We start from the raw sequence: 19,613 nt of genomic DNA, 5'->3' as shown, positions 1-19,613 counted from the left end.
TCATGAGCCCCGGCGACGCTGCACGTAGACGGCGGCGATGATGATCGCGGCCTTGAGCACGAGCGCGGCGGCATCCGGAATGCCGTGCGCGAGCAGCGTGTAACGCAATAGCTGAATGATGAGCGCGCCAATCAGCGTGCCCGTGATAAACGCCTTGCCGCCCGTCAGCGCGGTGCCGCCGACAGCCACGGCCGCGATCGCATCGAGTTCGACGCCGAGTCCGACCACGTTCGCATCCGAAGACGAATTCACCGAGATCGAGATCAGTCCCGCGAGGCCCGCGAGCGCCGCGCAGAGCGTATAGGCGACGAGTTTCACGCGGGCGGTCGGAATGCCGCACAGATAGGCCGCATCTTCGTTGCCGCCGGTGACGAGCAGGTATTTGCCGAAGAGCGTCTTGCGCACGATCCACGTGAAGATCGCGACGAGCGCGAGCATCAGGAGAATCTGGAACGGCACGCCCGCGACCTTGCCGAGCGCAATCCACTGGAACGCGGGATTGTTGAACGCCTGAAGGCTGCCGTCGGTGACGACCTGCGCGATGCCGCGTCCCGCGATGAACAGCACGAGCGTCGCGACAATCGGCTGCACATGAAGCCTCGTCACGAGCAGTCCGTTAAACACGCCGCACAGCGCGGCGGCCAGTACCGGCAGCGTGAACGCGAGCAGAATGCCGAGCGGCCCGTCGATGTTCATGAAGAGCATCGGCGCGAGCGCGCCGGCAATCGCCATCGAAGCGCCCACGGACAGATCGATGCCGCCCGTCGCGACGACGAGCGTCATGCCGATGCCGACGATCACGATCGTCACCACCTGCGTGAGATTCACGTTGAAGGTCTGCAGCGACCAGAAATGGTCCGTGAAGATCAGGTTGAACACGATCATCGCGACGAGCACGACGATTTCGCGCTGTATCGCGATGCCGCGCTTCTTTCTCGGCGGCGCGGCCTGTGCGTCGGCGGCGAGCGGTGCGGCGGGTTGCGTCTTGTCGATCATGCTTCGTTTCCTTGCGCGGCGCTCGCTTGCGCCAGCGTCGATTTCTCGCCCGAGCCGTAGGCGATCGCATCCATGATCGACGCCTCGGTCATCTGCGCGCCATCGAGTTGCGCGACCGTTTCGCCATCGCGGATCACGACCGCGCGGTCGGCCACGGCGGTCAGCTCTTCCAGTTCGGATGCCGATAACAGCACGGCCATCCCCGCGTCGCGCAACTCGCGCACGATCTTCGCGACATCCGCTTTCGCGCCGACGTCGATGCCGCGCGTCGGTTCGTCGAGCAGCAGCAGGCGCGGGTGAGTCGCAAGCCAGCGTGCGAGCAGCACTTTCTGCTGATTGCCGCCCGACAGTTCGCGCACCGGCTGGTCCGGCGAACGCAGCTTGATGCCGAGCGACGCGATGAAGCCATCGACGATTTCGCGCTGCTTCGCCACATCGACGATGCCGCGTTTCGTCAGCGCGGGCAGGCAGACGAGCGTGAGGTTGTCGCGCACCGAAAGGTCCGGGACGATGCCTTCGGCCTTGCGGTCCTCGGTGAGATACGCGATGCCGCGCGCGATGGCGTCTTTCGGAGAACGGAACGACACGTCATCGCCGCCGACCGCGAGCGTGCCTTGCGACGGGCGGTCCGCGCCGAACAGCAGGCGCATCGTTTCCGTGCGTCCCGAGCCGAGCAGCCCCGCGAGACCGACGGCTTCGCCCGCGTGGACGTCGAGCGATACGTTCGCGACTTTCGCGCCTGCCGCAAGCGACTGCGCGCTCAGCGCGACCGCGCCGCGCTTTTCGAGATTCGCCTGCTTCACCGCGCTGTCTTCGTGAACGACGGCGGCGAGCGTGCGGCCGAGCATCGTCGTGACGAGCCTGAGCTTGTCCATCTCCTGCATCGTGCTTTCGGCGACGGTCTGGCCGTCGCGCATCACGGTGACGCGGTCGCACAGCGCGTACAGTTCGTCGAGCCGATGCGACACGAAGATCACCGCGCGTCCGTCGTCACGCAGACGGCGAACCACGGTGAACAGCAATTCGACTTCGCGTTCGTCGAGCGAGGACGTCGATTCGTCCATGATGACCATCTTCGCATCCGACGACACGGCGCGCGCCAGTGCGACCATTTGCTGAATCGCGGTCGAATAGTCGCGTACGGGTTTTCTGACATCGATATGCAATCCGAACGATTCCAGCAGGTCGGATGCGCGACGCTGCACCGTCTTCCAGTCGATCAGGCCGAAACGGCGCGGCTCGCGTCCGAGAAAGATGTTCTCCGCGACCGAGCGGAACGGCACGAGGTTGATCTCCTGATAGATCGTGCTGATGCCGGATTCGCGCGCTTCCTTCGGCGTGCGGAAATCGGCTTCGCGGCCATCGAAGCGAATCGTGCCGCCGCTCTTGCGATACGCGCCCGTCAGAATCTTGATGAGCGTCGACTTGCCCGCGCCGTTCTGACCGATGAGCGCGTGCACTTCGCCCGCCGCCACGGTGAGCCGCGCACGCTTCAATGCCGCGACGCCGCCGAACGCGATTTCGATGTCCTGCATGTCGAGTAGGGGAGTCTGAGCCATGCGTGTTGTCCGTCCATTGAGAAAGGCGGGCACGACTGCACGCGCGCCCGCAACGCACACACGCTTGCGTCAATACCCGTACTGCATGCTCTGATCGACGTTGCTCTTGTCGTAAAAGCGGTCGGAGACTTTCACCCACGGCGGAATGGTCTCGCCCTTCGCATACTTCTGCGCGACATCGCACGCGAGCGGCCCGAAGAACGGGCTCGACTGCACGCTTGCGCCGAGCTCGCCCGCCTTGATGGCTTCGAGTCCGCCCTTGGTGCCGTCGATTGTCACGAGGATGATGTCCTTGCCCGGCTGCTTGCCGGCGGCCTTGATCGCGGCGATCGCACCGAGCGCCATTTCGTCGTTGTGCGCGTAGACGGCGGTCACGTCGGGATGCGCCTGCAACAGCGTTTCCATGACCTGGCGGCCCTTGTCGCGAGCGAAGTCACCGCTTTGCGAAGCGACGATCTTCATGCCCGGATTCTTCGCGATGACTTCATCGAATCCCTTCTTGCGATCGTTCGCCGCCGATGCGCCGGTCGAGCCTTCGAGTTCGATGATCGTCGCCTTGCCGTTGGTCGCCTTCACGAGCCAGTCGGCGGCGCGGTGTCCCTGATCGATGAAATCCGAGCCGATGAACGTGAGGTAGTCGCGGCCGGCCTTCGCCATCGACTGATCGATGTTGCGGTCGACGAGAATCACCGGAATGCCCGCCTTCTTCGCCTGCATGACGACCGGCACGAGCGGCTTCTCTTCGCGCGGCGGGAACACGAGCAGGTCGACGCGCTGCGCGATCATGCTCTGGATATCCGACACCTGCTTCGCTGCGGAGCTGTTCGCATCCGTCATGACCATCTGCCAGCCGCACTTCGCGGCGATGTCCTTGAAGCTCTTCGTCTCGGCGAGCCGCCACGGGTTGTTGCTCTCGGTCTGCGCGAAGCCCACGCGCAGCGGCTTCTTGTTCGGAATCTTGGGCAGGGCGTCGTCGGCGGCGTGCGCGGCGGTGAAGCCTGCGCAAAGCGTCAGCGCGGCGATGGCGCTCAGTGCGGCGGCGAGCGGGCGCATGCCCGGGCGTGATTGCTTCTCTAGCGACAGCATGTCTTCCTCCGATAAGGATGCTTCTCTTTGTGGTGATGCCGATGCTTGTTGTTGCCCGGTCGATCTGCTGCGAGAGTGGCTTGCTGTTGCTGCTTTTATCGTTATGTGCGGCGGGTCAGCGCCGTCAATCGTTACTGTGATGGATGGCGAGTTGCCTGACTTCATTGACGACCCTGACCGATCCGCGTTCGATCAGCGGACCGTCCAGCTTCACGGTGCGGCGGCGCACCGGCGCGCCCGCCGCGCGATTGTGTTCCTCCTGCAGAAGCGTTTCGACGGCCCAGCGGCCGAGATCGTAGTTCGGCAGCACGACCGTCGTCAGCGGTGGATGCGTGTGCCGGGCAATCTCCTGATCGTCGTAACCGACGACGGATACATCGTCCGGCACGCGCAGGCCGATTTGCTTGAGCGCCTCGATCGCGCCGAGCGCCATCAGGTCGTTCGCACAGAAGATCGCGGTCGGCGGATTGGCTTCGCGCATCAGCGAAAGCGTCTGCTCGAAGCCCGTGCCGGAACTCCAGTCGCCTTCGCGCACGAGTTCCGGCGCGAACGGCAGATCCGCTGTCGCGAGCGCGGTGCGATACCCCTTCAGGCGTTCGCGCGCGGCGTCCTGCCACGGCTCGCCGTTGATGTACCCGATTCGCCGATGCCCCGCCGCCAGCAGATGATCCGTCGCCGTGTGCCCGCCCGCGACTTCCGCCGGCACCACCGACGACACGGTCGCCTCGCTCGTGTAGCAGTTGAGCAGAACGGTCGGCACCTGCGCGAGCGAGGCGGGCAGCGTGACGCGGCGCGTGTACACCGTCGCGTAGATCACGCCGAAGACGTTCGGATTGCCGAGCGTCGAATCCAGCACGCGCTGCTCGATCTCCGCGTTGCCGTGCGTCGAATAGACGGCGAGCATGCGGCCGTGCGCGAACGCGGTTTCGCGCGCGCCGTCGATGCTCACGACCGGATGCGGGCTCGTCGAGATTTCGTCGGCGAGATACACGATCAGATTGCGCTCGCTTTGGGCGCCGAGCGTATCGATGGCTTCCAGGCTCGCCGATTCGCGCGGCGTCATGCGATAGCCGAGTTCCTGCGCAACCTTCAATACCTTGTCGCGCGTGGCGTCCGAAAACTTCGCGCCGCTCGCATTGTTGAGCACGAGCGATACCGTCGATTGCGAGACTCCGGTGAGCTTCGCGATGTCGGTCATCGTCGGACGGCGGGGCGTGGTTTTCTTCATCGTGCGGCAACGCAAGTCATAGAGCGAATGAAACTTACCACTAATATTAGTGATGAACAACGCGGGAAGCCCCTAGCTAAATGGTGAGCCAGTACGGGGTTTTCCCGATCTATTACTAATAATATTGACGGCCCGATTGCACGCATGCCATCCTGTTTTCGATCGAACGATGACCGAAACAACGGAGGAGACGATGGGCCGGTATGACGAAAGCACGAGAGATGCGCTCGCTCGAGCGTTCGAGAAAGATGGCTTCGTACTGCTGCAGGATCACTTTGACCGCGCGAAGCTCGCAACATGGCGCGATGCGTTCGCGCCGCTCTTCGCACCGCATGTCGAGGCGGCGCGCGAGGCATCGGCCAGCGGCAATCGCGGGCCGGGGCGCTACTACGTGACCTTGCCGTTCGAGGGCGAATTCGCGGACCCGGCTATCTTCTGCGATGAAGATATCGTCGGCATTGTCGAGCGTGTGGCCGGGCCGGACCCGGTGATGTGCCAGCTCGCCACCGATACGCCGGTGCGCGGCTCCGACTTCCAGGACTGGCATCGCGACACGCCGCCGCTCTTCGACGACGCGCCGGAAACGCCGTCGTTCCAGCTTGCGGTGAACTTTCCGCTCGTCGATGTCGACGACCGTAACGGCTCGCTCGAAACGACGCGCGGCACGCATCGCATCTCGCGAGAAGAAGCGCTCGCCGGTCTCGCCGATGGCCGCTTTCCGCCCGAGCGCGTGCCGATGCGCCTCGGCGACGTGATGATCCGCGACGTGCGCGGGCTGCATCGCGGCACGCCGAATCTCACTGACGAACCGCGTCCAATGGTCGTGATCGGTTATAGCCGCGCGTGGTATTTCCGGCCCGAAGTGCATATCGACGTGCCGCGCGCCGTGTTCGCCGATTTGCCGTCGCGTGCAAAGCGTCTCTTGCGCTACAACCCGGTGGTCGAGCAAACCGCGCGCATCTTCGACGAAAACTACCGGCAGTTCGCATATTGAGCGCCGATCACATCGAGAGCGCGGACGACGCGCTGATCACCTTGCGTCATGGCGCGCGGCGCGTGATTCTTGCGCCGCATATCGGCGGGGCGATCGCAGCGTTCTTCGACGCGCACGCGGACGGCGAGCGTCACTGGCTGCGTCCCGCCACGCCCGATGCGCTCGCCGCGCGCAATCCACTCGGCATGGCGAGCTTTCCGCTGGCGCCGTACTGCAACCGCATCCGCGATGCGCGCTTTACGTTCGACGGCGCGCTCGTCGATTTGTCCGGCGACGGCAATCTGTTTCCACACGCGCTGCACGGCAACGCGTGGCGGCTGCCGTGGCGCGTCGAGGCGTTATCGGAGGCGAGCGCGCGGCTCACGCTCAGTCACGCGCCATCGATGGAAGCCGCGCATCACTGGCCGTTCGCGTATGAGGCGGCGCAGGACATCGCGCTGGACGGGACATCGCTGACGGTCACGATGTCGCTGCGCAACCTGTCCGATCGGCGTATGCCGTTCGGCATCGGCCATCATCCGTACTTTCCGCGCACGGCGAACACGCGCGTGCATGCGCGGGTTTCGTCGATGTGGCACACGACGCCCGATCCACTGCCGACGCACATCGCGCCGCATCCGAGCGTGGACGCGCTGGCGTCGCCCGAAGGCATGTCCGCCGATGCATTCGATCTCGACAACAACTTCGCGGGCTGGACGCGCACGGCGTCGATCGCGTGGCCGGACGAGCATCGCGCCGTGACGCTCGACGCCGACGCGCCGTTCGACTTCATGGTGATCTATGCGCCGGCGGCTTTTCCGTCGCTGTTGTGCGTGGAGCCGGTGAGCAACGTGGCGGACTGGGTGAACCTCGATGTCGATCACACGCTGAAGGGCGGCGGCGTGCTCGAACCGGGCGACGCGACGAGCGTCGCGTTCAGACTGACGCCGCGGACGGATTAGCGCCGGCGGCGTCGGCGCGGGCTTCAGTGCCCGAAGAACACAGTGCAGGCGGGCGCCCATGCGCAACTTTCGACGCTGCGTCCGCTCGCCGATACGCCCGCGTTGCCAGTCGCACCGCCATAGGCGCGGTCGTCGCCGGCGCCGGACTTGACGTTCGCATCGCGTTCCGGCGCGCCGTTGTGCGGCTGCATTGGGCGCATCGTCTGCACGAGTTGTTGCGCGGACTGGGGCATGCCTTCGGCGCGCGCGTTGCCGACGCTCGCGGTCACTGCACAGGCGGCCATCATCGCGACGACTTTCAGGTTCAGGCTCGGCTTCATGTTCCAGCTCCTTGTAACGAATGCTCAAGCAGCCGGAAACGAATTTCGCGGACTCCTTGCAGCGTTAGGGCAAAGTCGCGCGATGAATGAATCCGGGCAAACGCGCGAACAATACGAGCACGCGGTGCATTGACCACGGTGCTGTTTCGAGCGCGAGAAACATCGCGCAGGCACACGTTACGGATTCGGGAGAGGACGCGAAATCCCTATGTCGAAGGGATGCGTTGGGAGGGATCGGCCAGGACTTGCGACCGCTTATCGTGAGGACGCCAGAAACAAAAAGGCCGCGCATCGAACGCGGCCTGCACACTCGTCAGACGAAGCGCGTTAGTTCGTCTTGCTGCCGCTGCTCGAGCCGCTCTTCTTGTTCATATGGCTGCTGGAGCCCGTCGATCCGCTCGAGCCGCCCGATGAGTCCATCGTGCTCGAGCCCGATGCGCCGGACGTGGCGCCCGTCGTGCCATGCGCGTTCGGCGTGCTCATGCCAGTGCCGCCCTGACCCGCGCCGTTGCCGCCCGCCGTGCCGCCGCCCGCACCGCCTGCTCCTCCGCCTGCACCGCCGCCCGCGCCCTGCGCGAACGCAGCGCCCGACAAGCTCAACACTAGCGCGGACACGAGCAAACTCTTCTTAGCGATCTTCATGGTGCCTCCCTTGATGGTGGTTTAAGCGCGCCGCTTCGCGTTGACCGCGCGGCGTCGCGGCTTACATACCGCAATCCCTGTGCCGCGCGATGAAAGCCTCGCCTAGGTCGACCACGTGAGGAAGCCGAGAGTGCGTCAGGCGAGCGCCTCGTCGCACCATTCGATTGCCCATGCCCGCGCGCAATGTAAGGCGTCCCATTCATTGGCGAATGAGTCGAGATCGCCGGAGTCGTGGACTTCGAGATTGGGCGTGTATTCATTGGGCGCGCTCGTGATTCGGGCGTGCGCGTAGAAGCTGCCGTCTTCATCGTGACGGGCGGTGCAGTCGATATGGAAGTTCTTGTAGTCGAAACGCATTCGGGAAGTCTCCGCTAATGAAGTCATCAACTCGGTTGAGGCAAGGCGATGTCACAGGAGCGATGTTTGCTCGATCGATATGACGCGATACCAGGAGCAAACTCGTGACCAAAGCCAACGCGCATGGACAATCGACGGACGAAGAAGACAAGGCCGCTTACGAAGAGTTCAGGACGCTCGTGAACATGACGGCGCATCAACTCGACAAATGGCTCGCGACGGAAGAGTCCCGCGCAGTCGGCCAGAAAGACGGCGATGCGGAGTCTGTGGGCCACAAGTCGGGCAGACGCATCATCGAATTGCTTGGCGCAAAGAAGAGCGACTTGCAGCCCGACGACTACGCCCACATGCGCAAAGTGGCCGGCTACGTGAAGCGCCATTTGGCGCAGCGCCCGCACGGCGATATCGAGCATACGAACTGGCGTTATTCGCTGATGAACTGGGGACATGATCCGTTGAAGTAGAACGCCCTTTGACCTCGCACGACACCGATAGCATACTGTATAAACATACAGTATCATAGCCAAAATGGAACTGTCAGAAAAGCTCGAAATTCTCGCGGATGCCGCCAAGTACGACGCCTCGTGCGCGAGCGGCGGCGCGCCGAAACGCGAGTCGCGCGGCGTGGACGGCCTCGGCGCGAGCACGGGTTCGGGCATCTGCCATAGCTTCACGCCGGATGGCCGCTGCGTGTCCTTGCTGAAGATTCTGCTGACCAACTTTTGCCTGTACGACTGCCGCTACTGCATCAATCGCCGGTCGAGCAACGTGCCGCGCGCGCGCTTCACGCCGGAGGAAGTGGTCACGCTGACGGTGGACTTCTATCGCCGCAATTACATCGACGGCCTGTTTCTCAGTTCCGGCGTCATTCGCTCGTCTAATTACACGATGGAGCAACTCGTTCTCGTCGCCAAGACGTTGCGCGAGAAGCATCAGTTTCGCGGCTACATCCATCTGAAAACCATACCGGATGCCGATCCGGAAATCATCGCGCAGGCGGGACGGTATGCGGACCGGCTGAGCGTGAATATCGAGCTACCGACCGAGATCAGCCTCGAACGTCTTGCGCCGGAGAAAAGCGGGCGAACCATCAAGCTCGCGATGGGCAACATCCGCGTGGCGCGAGAAGAATCCGAAGCGGAGCCACGCGCGCCACGTTTCGCGCCGGCGGGGCAGAGCACGCAGATGATCGTCGGCGCCGACGAAACGGATGACCGCACCATCCTCGGCACCGCCGAAACGCTGTACGGTTCTTATCAACTGAAGCGCGTCTACTATTCCGCGTTCAGTCCGATTCCGGACAGCCCGACCGGCGTGCCGTCAAAAGCGCCGCCGCTGTTGCGGGAGCATCGGCTGTATCAGGCGGACTTTCTGATGCGCGGTTATGGCTTCAATGCAGCCGAACTTCTCGGCGATGCCGGCAACCTGCCGCTCGATGTCGATCCGAAGCTTGCTTGGGCGCTTGCTCATCGCGAGCGCTTTCCGGTCGATCTGAACGCCGCGCCCGCGCGCATGATCGCGCGGGTGCCGGGCATCGGCATGCGCAACGCGAAGCGCATCGTCGAATTGCGCCGGACGCGGCGCGTGCGCTACCACGACCTCGTGCGCCTTCGCTGCAGCATGGACAAGGTGAAGCCGTTCGTGGTCACCGAAGATTATCGGCCGCCGCTCGTCGAGGCATCGTCGGAGAATTTGCGGCGGGCGCTCGCGACGCAGCCGGTGCAGTTGTCGCTTCTCTAGCGTGCAAATGCAGGCCATCACCATCGACGACGATTTCGACGCCTGGCGCAGCGCGGCGCTGAACGCGCTGTCGCTGGGACTCGCGCCCGAAGCGATCGACTGGCGCACGCGCCAGAGCGAAGCTCCCGCATTGTTCGAAGCTCCCGCCTTGTTCGAAGCGAACGCCGATGCCGCCGCGCCTTCGCGCGATCCGCAACAGGTGCGCGTCTCGCGCGAACTCGCTGCGCTGCTGAAAGACGCCGCGCATTTCCGCGACGCGCATCGCTGGGGCTTTCTGTATCGCGTGTTATGGCGATGGACCCACGGCGATCGCTCGGTCGCTTCTCCCGCCGACGAAGACGGCGCGCGCCTCTACAAGATGGCGAAGGCGGTGCGGCGCGCGCAGCACGACATGATCGCCTATGTGCGTTTCCGTCAGCGCGACGCGTCGCTCGGCCCGCCCGAATACGTCGCGTGGTACGAGCCGGATCATGATGTCCTCGCGTGGGGCGCGGATCACTTCGCGGCGCGCATGGGCCGCTCGACGTGGCTCATCACGACGCCCGACGGCGCGGCGATGTGGAATGGCGAGCGCCTGCAGATCGAGCGCCGCCGCGCGCTGGCGTCCGACCATGCGACGGATACGCCCGACGCCGCCGAAGACCTCTGGATGACTTACTACCGCAGCATCTTCAATCCGGCGCGCCTCAATGAATCCGCGCTCGAACAGCACATGCCGGTGCGGTTCTGGAAGGGCTTGCCCGAAGGCGCGCTGATCCCGCAGATGCTGAGCGATGCACGTGGCGGCGCGCGGCGCGTCGCGCAGGCGAGGACGGTCGGCGCGCTCGGCGGCAAGACGGTGCAGGTCGAGGCGGAAGATGCACAGCCGGAACGCGACGCGCCCACCTCGCTCGATACCTGCCGCCGCTGCGATCTCTGGCGCAACGCGACGCAGGCCGTGCACGGCGCGGGGCCGCCGGATGCGCGCATCATGCTGCTCGGCGAACAGCCCGGCGATCAGGAAGACCTGAAGGGCGAGCCGTTCGTCGGACCGGCCGGACAATTGCTCGACGACGCGATGCGCCGCGCCGGTGTGCCGCGCGAACAGGTGTATCTGACCAACGCGGTGAAGCATTTCAAGTGGGAGCCGCGCGGCAAGCGTCGTCTGCACAAGACGCCCGCGCAGCAGGAAGTCGAAGCGTGTTCGTACTGGCTGGAACGCGAACTGAACGATACCGATGCGCGCGTCATCGTCACGCTGGGCGCGACGGCGCTCACCGCGCTGCTCGGCAAGCGCGCGACCTTGCGCGAGCACGTCGGACGCGTGTTGCCGTTCGGCGACAAGCTGATCGTCGCGACGTATCACCCGTCATACGCGCTCAGGCAGCAGGACGAAACGGCGCGCGAAAAGACCGTCGCCGATATCACCGATGCCCTCGCCAAGGCCCACGCGTTGAGCGCGGGCCCGGGCACGCGCTAGAAGGCCGCGCGCACGACCCCGCCGTCCGCGCGCAGCGCCGCGCCATTCGTCGCCGATGACAACTCCGAGCACACATACACGACCATGCTCGCGATCTCTTCCGGTTCAATGAAGCGCTTGAGCAGCGAGCTTGGCCGCGCCTCCGCGAAGAACGACTTCTCCGCTTCCTCGAAGCTCTTGCCGCCCGAAAGCTTGCCGACGAACTCGGTCACGCCTTCCGAACTCGTCGGGCCGGGCAGCACTGCGTTGACGGTCACGCCCGTGCCGGCGCAGGTTTCGGCGAGGCCACGCGAGAGCGCGAGTTGCGCGGTCTTGGTCAGTCCGTAGTGAATCATTTCGACAGGAATCTGAATGCCGCTCTCGCTGCTGATGAACACGACGCGGCCCCAGTTCTTCGCCTTCATCTTCGGCAGATAGGCACGCGACAGCCGGACGCCCGACATCACGTTTGCGTTGAAAAAGCGCAGCCAGTCGTCGTCGGAGATGTCTTCGAACGGCTTCGGTTCGAAGATGCCCATATTGTTCACGAGAATATCGACGTCGGGGAAGCGTTGCACCAGCGCGTCGACTTGCGCGGCGTCCGAGACATCGCCGGCGAAGCCTTCCACTTGCGCAGTCGGCACGGCCTGTCGCAGCTTGTCGAGCGCGGCATCGACGGATGACTGGGAGCGTCCATTGACGATCACGCGCGCCCCTTCACGCGCGAGGCCCACCGCGATGGCATGGCCGATTCCTTTCGTCGATCCCGAAACGAATGCGAGTTTGCTGCCGAGCTTGAGGTCCATTCCTGACTCCGTGGTTGGTGGCGGTTCGTGTATCCGGTGCATGGTAGCGACGTCCGCGCAATCGCGCTGAAGCGCCGCGCGGCGGGCTCTTCCGGTCGATGAAACTTCGCGACATAAATGTTCGATGGCCCAGGCGGCGGGCCTCGTCCATAGTTGCGTCTGAAGCGAACCACCCAGCCAACGATTCATCAAGCCGAGCCGCCACCATGTCCAAGCCGATCCGTTCTTCCTCGCTCAATTCCATCCTCAAGCATGCGCGCCGCGTCGTGATCGCGGGCGTGATGACCAGCAGCGCGTTGTTCGCCGGCTGCGCGCAAGCCGGCCAATATCCGAATCCGACGACCGTTGCCGCGGCGCCCGCGACGCGTCCTGACGCAATCTACGTCTACGCGTTCGACAGCAGCGCAGGCGACGTCACGCTCGACGATCACGGTATTGCATCGAAGCTTAAGGCCTCGATGTCCGGCGCTTCGCCCGCACAGCAGCAATCGCAGGAAGCGGTCGAAGCACGCGAGGCGGTCGCCAACGAAATCGTCGCCAAGCTGCAGTCGATGGGCTTGCCCGCGATCCGCGCTGATGTCCCGCCGCCGGACGATCGGAGCGTTCTGGTCGTCGCGGGCAGCATCGACAAGATCGACGCCGGCAACCGCCGCCGCCGCGTGCTGATCGGCCTCGGCGCGGGCGAAAGCAAGGTCGGCGCGACGGTGCAGCTCCTCTATAAGCCGGCGCACGGCGTGCCGCAAATCGTCGAGCAGTTCGACGCGAGCGCGGACAGCGGCCACGCGCCGGGCGTCGCCGAGATGGCGGGCGTCGGCGCGGCGGCGGGCCATGCGATGAGTTCGCTGGCGGTATCGGGCGGACTGCATGGGGTGTCGGAAACGAAGCGGGCAGGCGTTTCTTCCGATGAAAAGCGCCTTGGCGATGCAATCGCAGTGCAGATCGGTAAAAGCGGGGCGGCGCAAGGATGGATGCCCGCCAAGAGTTGAGCGGATTCAAGAATGCCGGGGCGCGCGCCGATAAGACGCAGACGCAAACAAGCATCTTGAACCCGGCACCCTATGCACGGCACTTACAACTTCTGGCTTGTCGCGGCGTCGCTCGTGGTGGCGACGCTCGCCTCGTTCACGGCGCTCGACATCTCCGGCCGCATCGCGGCGCTGTCCCGCTCGCGCATGCGCTACGTGTGGCTCGCGGGCGGCGCGGCATCGATGGGCACCGGCATCTGGTCGATGCATTTCATCGGCGTACTCGCCTTCGCGCTGCCGATCCCGCTCGGCTATGACCTGAGCATCACGGCGGCGTCACTCGGCGTGGCGATACTCGTCTCGTTCTTTGCGCTCTCGGTCATCAACGGCGCGCGGCTCACCATCGCGCGGCTCGTCGTCAGCAGCGTGCTGATGGGCGCGGGCATCGCGACGATGCACTACATGGGCGATGCCGCGATGCGCATGCAGCCCGCCATCGTCTACGATCCCGCGCTGTTCGCAGCGTCGATTGCGATTGCGGTGACGGCATCCGGCGCGGCGCTGTGGATTGCACGCGCGCTGTCCGACGCGAGCCAGTCGAACTTGATCATCAAGCGCGTTGCATCGGCGCTCGTGATGGGCATCGCGATCACCGGCATGCACTACACGGGCAATGCCGCCGCGAACTTTCCGCTCGGCGCGGTTTGCGCCGCGGCCAACGATGTCGACGTTCACTGGCTCGGCACGACCGTCACGCTCTTCACGCTGACGATCCTCGTCATCACGCTCGTGCTGTCGCGTTTCGACGCGCATAACGCGATGCTTGCCGGCTCCGTGACGAAGCTGCACGGACAGATCGTCCACATGGCGACGTTCGACACGCTCACGGATTTGCCGAACCGCCGCACGATGACCGAGCGCATCGAGCTGGCGGTGCGCCACGCGACGCACGGCGGCACGCGCTTCGCGATTCTTTTCATGGACCTCGACGGCTTCAAGACCATCAACGATTCGCTCGGCCACTCGACCGGCGACGAAGTGCTGAAGGCGTTCGCGCGACGCCTGCTGCAATGCGTGCGCGGCGGCGATACGGTCGCGCGGCTCGGCGGCGACGAGTTCGTCGTGCTGCTGGAGAACATGAAAGCGCATGGCGACGCGGAGCGGCTCGCCGAACGCATCCTCGATACGATGAGGAAGGGACTCGTGATCGGCGAGCATCCGTTGCAGGTGATGCCGAGCATCGGCATTGCGCTCTTCCCCGACGATGGCGAGAGCGTCGAAGCGCTGCTCAAGCATGCGGATGTCGCGATGTACGAGGCGAAGCGCGGCGGGCGCAGCACGTATCGCTTCTTCGAGGCGAGCATGAACGAAGCGGCGGTGCGCACGCTGAAGATCCAGCAGGCGTTGCACGAAGCGCTGGACGCGGGTTATTTCTTTCTGCTGTTTCAGCCGAAGTTTCGCGGCGGCGGCGAGCTTGCGGGTGCGGAGGCGCTGATCCGGCTCGATCATCCGCAGAGCGGCTTGCTGACGCCGATGGAGTTCATTCCGATTGCAGAGCGTTCGGGGCAGATCGTCGAGATCGGCTATTGGGTCGTGCGCGAGACCTGCCGGCAGATGGTGCGATGGCGCGACGCGGGACGTCCTCCGGTGAAGGTGGCGATCAACCTGTCGCCGCGGCAGATGAACGAGGCGGATCTCGTGGCTCGCATCCTGGCGATACTGCGCGAGGAAGGCGTGGCGAGCGAGCAGCTGATGTTCGAGATCACCGAGACGGTGGCGATGCAGGACGCGCCGCGCACCATCGACATGATTCGCGCGTTTCAGGACAATGGCTTCGAGATTGCCATCGACGATTTCGGTACGGGGTATTCGAGTCTCGCTTATTTGCAGCGTTTTCGTGCGAAGCAATTGAAGATCGACCGGTTCTTCACGAACGGGCTGGATGAGAACGGGCAGGAAGGGCGCGCGATCGTATCGGCGATTATTGCGCTCGCGCATTCGCTCGATATGGACGTGGTCGCGGAAGGCGTGGAGACGGGGACGCAGCGCGATCGGCTGCGCGATCTCATGTGTGATGAGATGCAGGGGTTCTTGTTGGCGAAGCCGCTTTCGGCGCAGGCGTTCGAGGCGTTGCTGGAAGAGGGGGCGGTGGGGGTTTGAGCGGAGATGCCGCACGGTGCCGGACGCGGACTCAATATGATGGGCCGCACGCGGCCTGCATAACGGCGAGTCGACTCGTTGGGCATGGGATCATTTTTTGCTCTGGCATCCGCAACTGCCACGTCTTCGGAGCCCCCACATGCCCACCTTCCGCACTGCACCGCTCGCTGTCATCGCCTTGTCGGTGACCGCGCTCATCACCGTACCGGCGACACCCGCGCACGCTCAAGACTCCGCCGCCTCAACGCCGAAGCAGATCAAGAAGGCCGAACGCAAAGCTGCACGAGCCAAGAAGAATGCCGAATTGAGCGAACTCGAAAAGAACGGCTACAACCCGTCCGGCCAACAGACCGACTATCCGCGCAACCTGCAAAACGCCCAGCAGCGCATCAACGCGCAAAAGGCCGGCCAGCCCGCGCCGGCATCGGCTCCATGATCAAAGCCTAACGCGCGATGCGCCTTCCGTGAGCGCATCGCACGAAGCCGTCATCAAGCCGCGTTCGCAAACCGGACCTCCGTCACGACGCTACGAGGCATCGATGCTTGCACGCCCGGAACGTTGTCCATCCCGAACACAGGCCGGGCAAGATAGAAGCCCTGCGCAAGCACATGCGGCCATTGCCCGAGCCACTGCGCCTGCGCGAGTGTCTCTACACCCTCGACGACAATCTTGACGTTGAGCCGCGTCAGCAAGGCAAGCACCGACGAAAACACTGTTCGTGCGTTCGGACAACGCGGCGCTTCCAACAGCAGTTCCTTCGCGATCTTCACGGTCCCAAAGTCGATCGGCCCAAGCGCCGCAAGACAGGCGAAGCCCGTGCCGAAATCGTCCATCGCCACGTTCACGCCACAATCGCGCAGCCGTTGCACCACCCTCGACATGCAAGGGAAGCGAGCAAGATCCTGGCTCTCCGAGAGTTCGATTTCGATCAGGTCAGGCGGAATGCCATGCGCATCGCAAACGGTTTGAAGCCGATCGCTGAACTCATCTAACGATGCAAGCGAAGGCGGGACGTTGATGGCCACCGGATAACACACGCCCTTCGCCTGCAGCGCCGCGATATCGCGCGATACGGTGTTCATCACGAAGTCCGTCAACTCGACGATGACTTCTTCATCTTCGAGCACCTCATAGAAACTTCCTGGCAACAACACGCCGAACTCCGGATGACGCCAACGGATGAGCGCTTCCATCTGCGCGAGCTCGCTGTTATCGACCCGGTAGATGCCCTGATACGCGACGCAAAACTCACCGGTTCTCAAACCCTGAAGCACCCGGCACTTCAGCGCGTGACCGGTAGCCGGTGCGGCGTTCGAAAGCCGCGAGCGAAGTGTTGTTGCGTCCATGCTGTGCCGCCCGTTGATTGGATCAGGCGCTTAATTGCATGACTCATGCCCGTTTCAGCATTGATCGGGCAAAAGCGCCATTGGTCGGGGGAAAACCCTTAGGCATGCATGATTGCAGGGCATTGTTGCGTAACGAGCAACCGCCGCCGAGCGTAAAGGTGGGAGCATTAGGCGTCGTCGCCGGTAACACTGACGGCTCCGGCGAACGATCGTACGAAACACCGTTTGTAGCAAACGCTGCAGTTTCTGCGATGTTTTGTAATACGGACTAATGCGTCGCCCGCCCTTTCGGTCAGACGATAGCCGCCTCCGCGACCGGCCGCATCCTTTCGAGCGCGCTGCCATCTTCGCGGAACAAGTGCACGTGCCGGATGCTGAACCCGACGTTCAGCCGTTGACCATCGACCGCCGTCGACTCCCCCGAACCCTTCACGTTGATCACGAGATCGTTCGGCAAGCGGATATGCAGAAGCGTTTCTCCGCCCAGATGCTCGATGACCATGACCTCGCCAGTCAGACCGCTGTCGATATCCCCGCTGCCCGACTCGATGAAATGCTCAGGGCGTATTCCGAGCGTAAGGCTTTCTCCCGGCTTGATCGACGCCGCAGCAAACGGCAGCGTCAACGGTTCGCCTCCGGGCAGTTCAATGGTCACGCCCGTGGCATCGACACGCAGCACGCGGACATCGATGAAGTTCATCTTTGGCGAGCCGATAAAGCCCGCGACGAAACGATTATGAGGCGTCCGATACAATTCCAGCGGCGAACCGATCTGCTCCACACGCCCATGATTCAACACGACGATGCGGTCGGCCATGGTCATGGCTTCGGTCTGATCGTGCGTGACGTAAATCATCGTCGCGTTGAGCTGCTTGTGCAGCTTGATGAGCTCGAGACGCATCTGCACGCGCAACGCTGCATCGAGATTGGATAGCGGTTCGTCGAACAGGAAGACCTTCGGTTCCCGAACGATTGATCGCCCGATGGCCACGCGTTGCCGCTGCCCGCCCGACAGCGCGCGAGGACGCCTTTCGAGCAATTGGCCGATCTGCAGTATCTCCGCCGCGCGATTGACGCGCTCCTTGATCTGCGCTTCGGGCAACTTCAGCATGCGCAGGCCGAACGCGATGTTCTCGTACACCGACATGTGCGGATAGAGCGCATACGACTGGAACACCATCGCGACGCCGCGTTGCGAAGGCTCGAGATCCGTCACGTCTTCGCCGCCGATCAGCACTTGTCCCGAATCAGACTGCTCGAGTCCGGCAATGCTGCGAAGCAGAGTGGACTTGCCGCATCCCGATGGCCCGACGAAGACCATGAACTCGCGGTCGGCCACTTCGATATCGACGCCCTTCAACACTTCGGTGCCCGCAAAGGCCTTGCGAATCTGCTGCAAATGGACTGCGCTCATGCGTGTCTCCATCTAAGCCGGTTTCATCGCCGCACTGTGTAGGAAGTATCGCAGTGCAGCATCGAATGCCTTGACTCACATTGTTCTTGACAACCTGTTCGGGCCCAAATATACAATTGTAAAACCGAAATTACAAGTGAAACGACACGGCTCCCTACCGTGCTTTTTCGCTCCGCTGCGCAGGGAAGGACGCACGACACGAACGTATCCGCTCGAGAAAACAGAAAGGAGACAAGGCATGAAAAAGCGCATCACGCAGGGCATACAGTCCCGTCCGTTGAAGCACATCGCGGCAGTCGCGCTGTTAGCGGCAAGCGCGGCGTTCACTGCATCCGGTGCGCAAGCCTGGACGCTCAAGGAAGCGGCGCAGCCGTACTCTGGCACCACCATCAAGGCTATATTTCTCGATCGCCCCGGATACAAGGCCGCACAAACCCTGATTCCTCAGTTCGAGAAAGAGACGGGCATCAAGGTGCGCTGGGAAGTCATTCCCTACGAGAACACCCGCGAGAAGGAAGTGCTCAACTTCGTCGGCGGCGGGGACCAGGACATCGTGCTCGTCGACGTCGTGTGGATCGGCGAATTCGCGAGCAACAAGTGGCTCGTGCCAATCAAGAAGTTCACCGACGATCCCAAGCTCGCGGACCCGAGTCTGAATTTGCAGGGCTTCTTCCCGATCCTGCTCGATTCGTTCGGCACATGGGACAAGGTCACGTATGGCCTGCCGTTCGATAATTACTCGGGCCTCATGTTCTACAACAAGTGCATGTTGAAGGACGCGGGTTTCGACGCGCCCCCGAAGACGTGGGACGAACTGCTCAACACGTATGCGCCGAAGCTCACGAAGGGCGACAAGTTCGCATTCGCGCTTCAGTCGCGGCGCGGCGAAACGCAATCGGCGGACAGCTTCATGCGCGTGCTGTGGCCCAACGGCGGCTCGCTGCTCGATGCGAAGTTCAAGTCGAACCTCATGTCGCCGCAATCGCAGGCGGGACTCGAATATCGGCAGAAGCTGATGAAGTACATGCCGCCGGGCATCGTCGACTTCGATCACGCCGAAGCGGTGAACGCGCTCGCGCAAGGCCAGGTCGCGATGATCACCGAATGGTCCGCGTTCTACCCGACCCTCACCGACCCGAGCAAGTCGAAGATCGGCAACTGTCTTGCGATCACCACCGAACCGAGGGGCGCAGCGGGGCTCAAGCCCGCGCTCGGCGGCTTCTCGCTTGCGGTCAACGCGAAGTCGAATGCTAAGAAGCAGGCCGCGTCGTGGCTCTTCATTCAGTGGATCACCTCCGAAGCGATGGCCAAGCCGTATCTCGAAGCGGGCGGCGTGCCGGCGCGTACGGCGGTGTACAAGGATGCGGCCGTGCAGGACAAGTATCCGTTCGTGAAGCCAATGGTCGAGTCGTGGCAGGGCGGCGTGCCGGATTATCGTCCGCGCTTCCCTGAATGGCCTGCGGTGTCCGAAGTCATCGGCGAATGGGGCAGCAAGATGATGCTCGGTCAGGTCACGGTCAAAGAGGGCGCGCAGACCATCGGCCAGAAAACCGAGGACATCCTGAAGAAAGCAGGCTATTACGACGGCAAGAAGCCATTGCTGAAGTAAGCGAGAAGAAC

The 19,613-nt window shown here is 63.5% G+C and carries 19 protein-coding genes; 9 read left to right on the top strand and 10 right to left on the bottom strand.

Annotated elements, in window-relative coordinates; all coding sequences use genetic code 11:
* The 4 genes from BG57_RS14890 to BG57_RS14875 form a co-directional block, all read right to left on the bottom strand.
* Nucleotides 1–996 (bottom strand): ABC transporter permease, encoded by a 996-nt coding sequence (locus BG57_RS14890; protein WP_035965251.1) that lies wholly within the window; start codon nucleotides 994–996, stop codon nucleotides 1–3.
* Nucleotides 993–2,555, bottom strand: coding sequence for a sugar ABC transporter ATP-binding protein (locus BG57_RS14885; protein ID WP_035965249.1), 1,563 nt, complete (start codon nucleotides 2,553–2,555; stop codon nucleotides 993–995). Before BG57_RS14885 ends, BG57_RS14890 begins: the two co-directional genes overlap by 4 nt.
* Before the next feature lie 69 nt (nucleotides 2,556–2,624).
* Nucleotides 2,625–3,641: an ABC transporter substrate-binding protein gene (locus BG57_RS14880; RefSeq protein WP_035965243.1), complete on the bottom strand. Its 1,017-nt coding sequence runs from the start codon at nucleotides 3,639–3,641 to the stop codon at nucleotides 2,625–2,627.
* A gap of 124 nt (nucleotides 3,642–3,765) precedes the next feature.
* On the bottom strand, nucleotides 3,766–4,869 hold the full coding sequence (locus BG57_RS14875; protein ID WP_229754003.1) for a LacI family DNA-binding transcriptional regulator: 1,104 nt from the start codon (nucleotides 4,867–4,869) through the stop codon (nucleotides 3,766–3,768).
* A 193-nt stretch (nucleotides 4,870–5,062) separates the two neighbouring features.
* Between BG57_RS14875 and BG57_RS14870 the strand changes: the two genes are divergently transcribed.
* Complete coding sequence (locus BG57_RS14870; protein ID WP_035965801.1) at nucleotides 5,063–5,863, top strand: phytanoyl-CoA dioxygenase family protein; 801 nt, start codon at nucleotides 5,063–5,065, stop codon at nucleotides 5,861–5,863.
* On the top strand, nucleotides 5,860–6,804 hold the full coding sequence (locus tag BG57_RS14865) for an aldose 1-epimerase (protein ID WP_052005823.1): 945 nt from the start codon (nucleotides 5,860–5,862) through the stop codon (nucleotides 6,802–6,804). The genes BG57_RS14870 and BG57_RS14865 overlap by 4 nt, the downstream gene beginning before the upstream one ends.
* A gap of 23 nt (nucleotides 6,805–6,827) precedes the next feature.
* Here the strand turns inward: BG57_RS14865 and BG57_RS14860 are convergent, their stop codons facing one another.
* The 3 genes from BG57_RS14860 to BG57_RS14850 all read right to left on the bottom strand — a co-directional run bounded on the left by BG57_RS14860 (nucleotide 6,828) and on the right by BG57_RS14850 (nucleotide 8,123).
* Entirely contained in the window at nucleotides 6,828–7,124 is a 297-nt protein-coding gene (locus BG57_RS14860) for a hypothetical protein (protein ID WP_075583145.1), read from the bottom strand.
* A gap of 327 nt (nucleotides 7,125–7,451) precedes the next feature.
* Nucleotides 7,452–7,766, bottom strand: coding sequence for a hypothetical protein (locus tag BG57_RS14855; protein WP_035965239.1), 315 nt, complete (start codon nucleotides 7,764–7,766; stop codon nucleotides 7,452–7,454).
* A 135-nt stretch (nucleotides 7,767–7,901) separates the two neighbouring features.
* Nucleotides 7,902–8,123 (bottom strand): hypothetical protein, encoded by a 222-nt coding sequence (locus BG57_RS14850; protein ID WP_035965233.1) that lies wholly within the window; start codon nucleotides 8,121–8,123, stop codon nucleotides 7,902–7,904.
* A 104-nt stretch (nucleotides 8,124–8,227) separates the two neighbouring features.
* On the opposite strand from BG57_RS14850, the gene BG57_RS14845 reads away from it, so the two are divergent.
* From BG57_RS14845 to BG57_RS14835, 3 genes are all read left to right on the top strand, one after another.
* Complete coding sequence (locus BG57_RS14845) at nucleotides 8,228–8,587, top strand: DUF3140 domain-containing protein (protein WP_035965229.1); 360 nt, start codon at nucleotides 8,228–8,230, stop codon at nucleotides 8,585–8,587.
* Between the two features lie 64 nt (nucleotides 8,588–8,651).
* The gene (locus tag BG57_RS14840; protein WP_035965222.1) at nucleotides 8,652–9,863 is read left to right on the top strand and encodes a putative DNA modification/repair radical SAM protein; all 1,212 of its coding nucleotides are present in this window, start codon (nucleotides 8,652–8,654) and stop codon (nucleotides 9,861–9,863) included.
* 7 nt (nucleotides 9,864–9,870) lie between these two features.
* Nucleotides 9,871–11,322: a UdgX family uracil-DNA binding protein gene (locus tag BG57_RS14835; protein WP_035965214.1), complete on the top strand. Its 1,452-nt coding sequence runs from the start codon at nucleotides 9,871–9,873 to the stop codon at nucleotides 11,320–11,322.
* Here the strand turns inward: BG57_RS14835 and BG57_RS14830 are convergent.
* The gene (locus BG57_RS14830) at nucleotides 11,319–12,107 is read right to left on the bottom strand and encodes an SDR family NAD(P)-dependent oxidoreductase (protein ID WP_035965210.1); all 789 of its coding nucleotides are present in this window, start codon (nucleotides 12,105–12,107) and stop codon (nucleotides 11,319–11,321) included. The genes BG57_RS14835 and BG57_RS14830 overlap by 4 nt on opposite strands.
* Nucleotides 12,108–12,313: 206 nt before the next feature.
* Here BG57_RS14830 and BG57_RS14825 point away from each other — a divergent pair, with 206 nt between their 5' ends.
* The 3 genes from BG57_RS14825 (at nucleotide 12,314) to BG57_RS14815 (ending at nucleotide 15,668) form a co-directional block, all read left to right on the top strand.
* Nucleotides 12,314–13,093, top strand: coding sequence for a DUF4410 domain-containing protein (locus BG57_RS14825; RefSeq protein ID WP_035965204.1), 780 nt, complete (start codon nucleotides 12,314–12,316; stop codon nucleotides 13,091–13,093).
* 72 nt (nucleotides 13,094–13,165) lie between these two features.
* On the top strand, nucleotides 13,166–15,232 hold the full coding sequence (locus BG57_RS14820) for a putative bifunctional diguanylate cyclase/phosphodiesterase (RefSeq protein ID WP_035965195.1): 2,067 nt from the start codon (nucleotides 13,166–13,168) through the stop codon (nucleotides 15,230–15,232).
* Nucleotides 15,233–15,371: 139 nt separating this feature from the next.
* A complete protein-coding gene (locus tag BG57_RS14815; RefSeq protein WP_035965185.1) occupies nucleotides 15,372–15,668 on the top strand; it encodes a DUF4148 domain-containing protein in 297 nt (98 codons plus the stop codon).
* Nucleotides 15,669–15,721: 53 nt separating this feature from the next.
* On the opposite strand, the gene BG57_RS14810 is transcribed toward BG57_RS14815, so the two are convergent.
* Together BG57_RS14810 and BG57_RS14805 are read right to left on the bottom strand one after the other, a co-directional pair.
* Complete coding sequence (locus BG57_RS14810; RefSeq protein WP_081850914.1) at nucleotides 15,722–16,579, bottom strand: EAL domain-containing protein; 858 nt, start codon at nucleotides 16,577–16,579, stop codon at nucleotides 15,722–15,724.
* A gap of 292 nt (nucleotides 16,580–16,871) precedes the next feature.
* The gene (locus tag BG57_RS14805; protein ID WP_035965771.1) at nucleotides 16,872–17,993 is read right to left on the bottom strand and encodes an ABC transporter ATP-binding protein; all 1,122 of its coding nucleotides are present in this window, start codon (nucleotides 17,991–17,993) and stop codon (nucleotides 16,872–16,874) included.
* A gap of 238 nt (nucleotides 17,994–18,231) precedes the next feature.
* Here BG57_RS14805 and BG57_RS14800 point away from each other — a divergent pair, with 238 nt between their 5' ends.
* Nucleotides 18,232–19,602 (top strand): ABC transporter substrate-binding protein, encoded by a 1,371-nt coding sequence (locus tag BG57_RS14800; RefSeq protein ID WP_035965178.1) that lies wholly within the window; start codon nucleotides 18,232–18,234, stop codon nucleotides 19,600–19,602.
* Nucleotides 19,603–19,613: the final 11 nt, after the last annotated feature.

The sequence above is a fragment of the Caballeronia grimmiae genome (assembly GCF_000698555.1).
Taxonomy (GTDB): Bacteria; Pseudomonadota; Gammaproteobacteria; order Burkholderiales; family Burkholderiaceae; genus Caballeronia; species Caballeronia grimmiae.
This window is presented reverse-complemented; position numbering and strand designations above follow the sequence as displayed.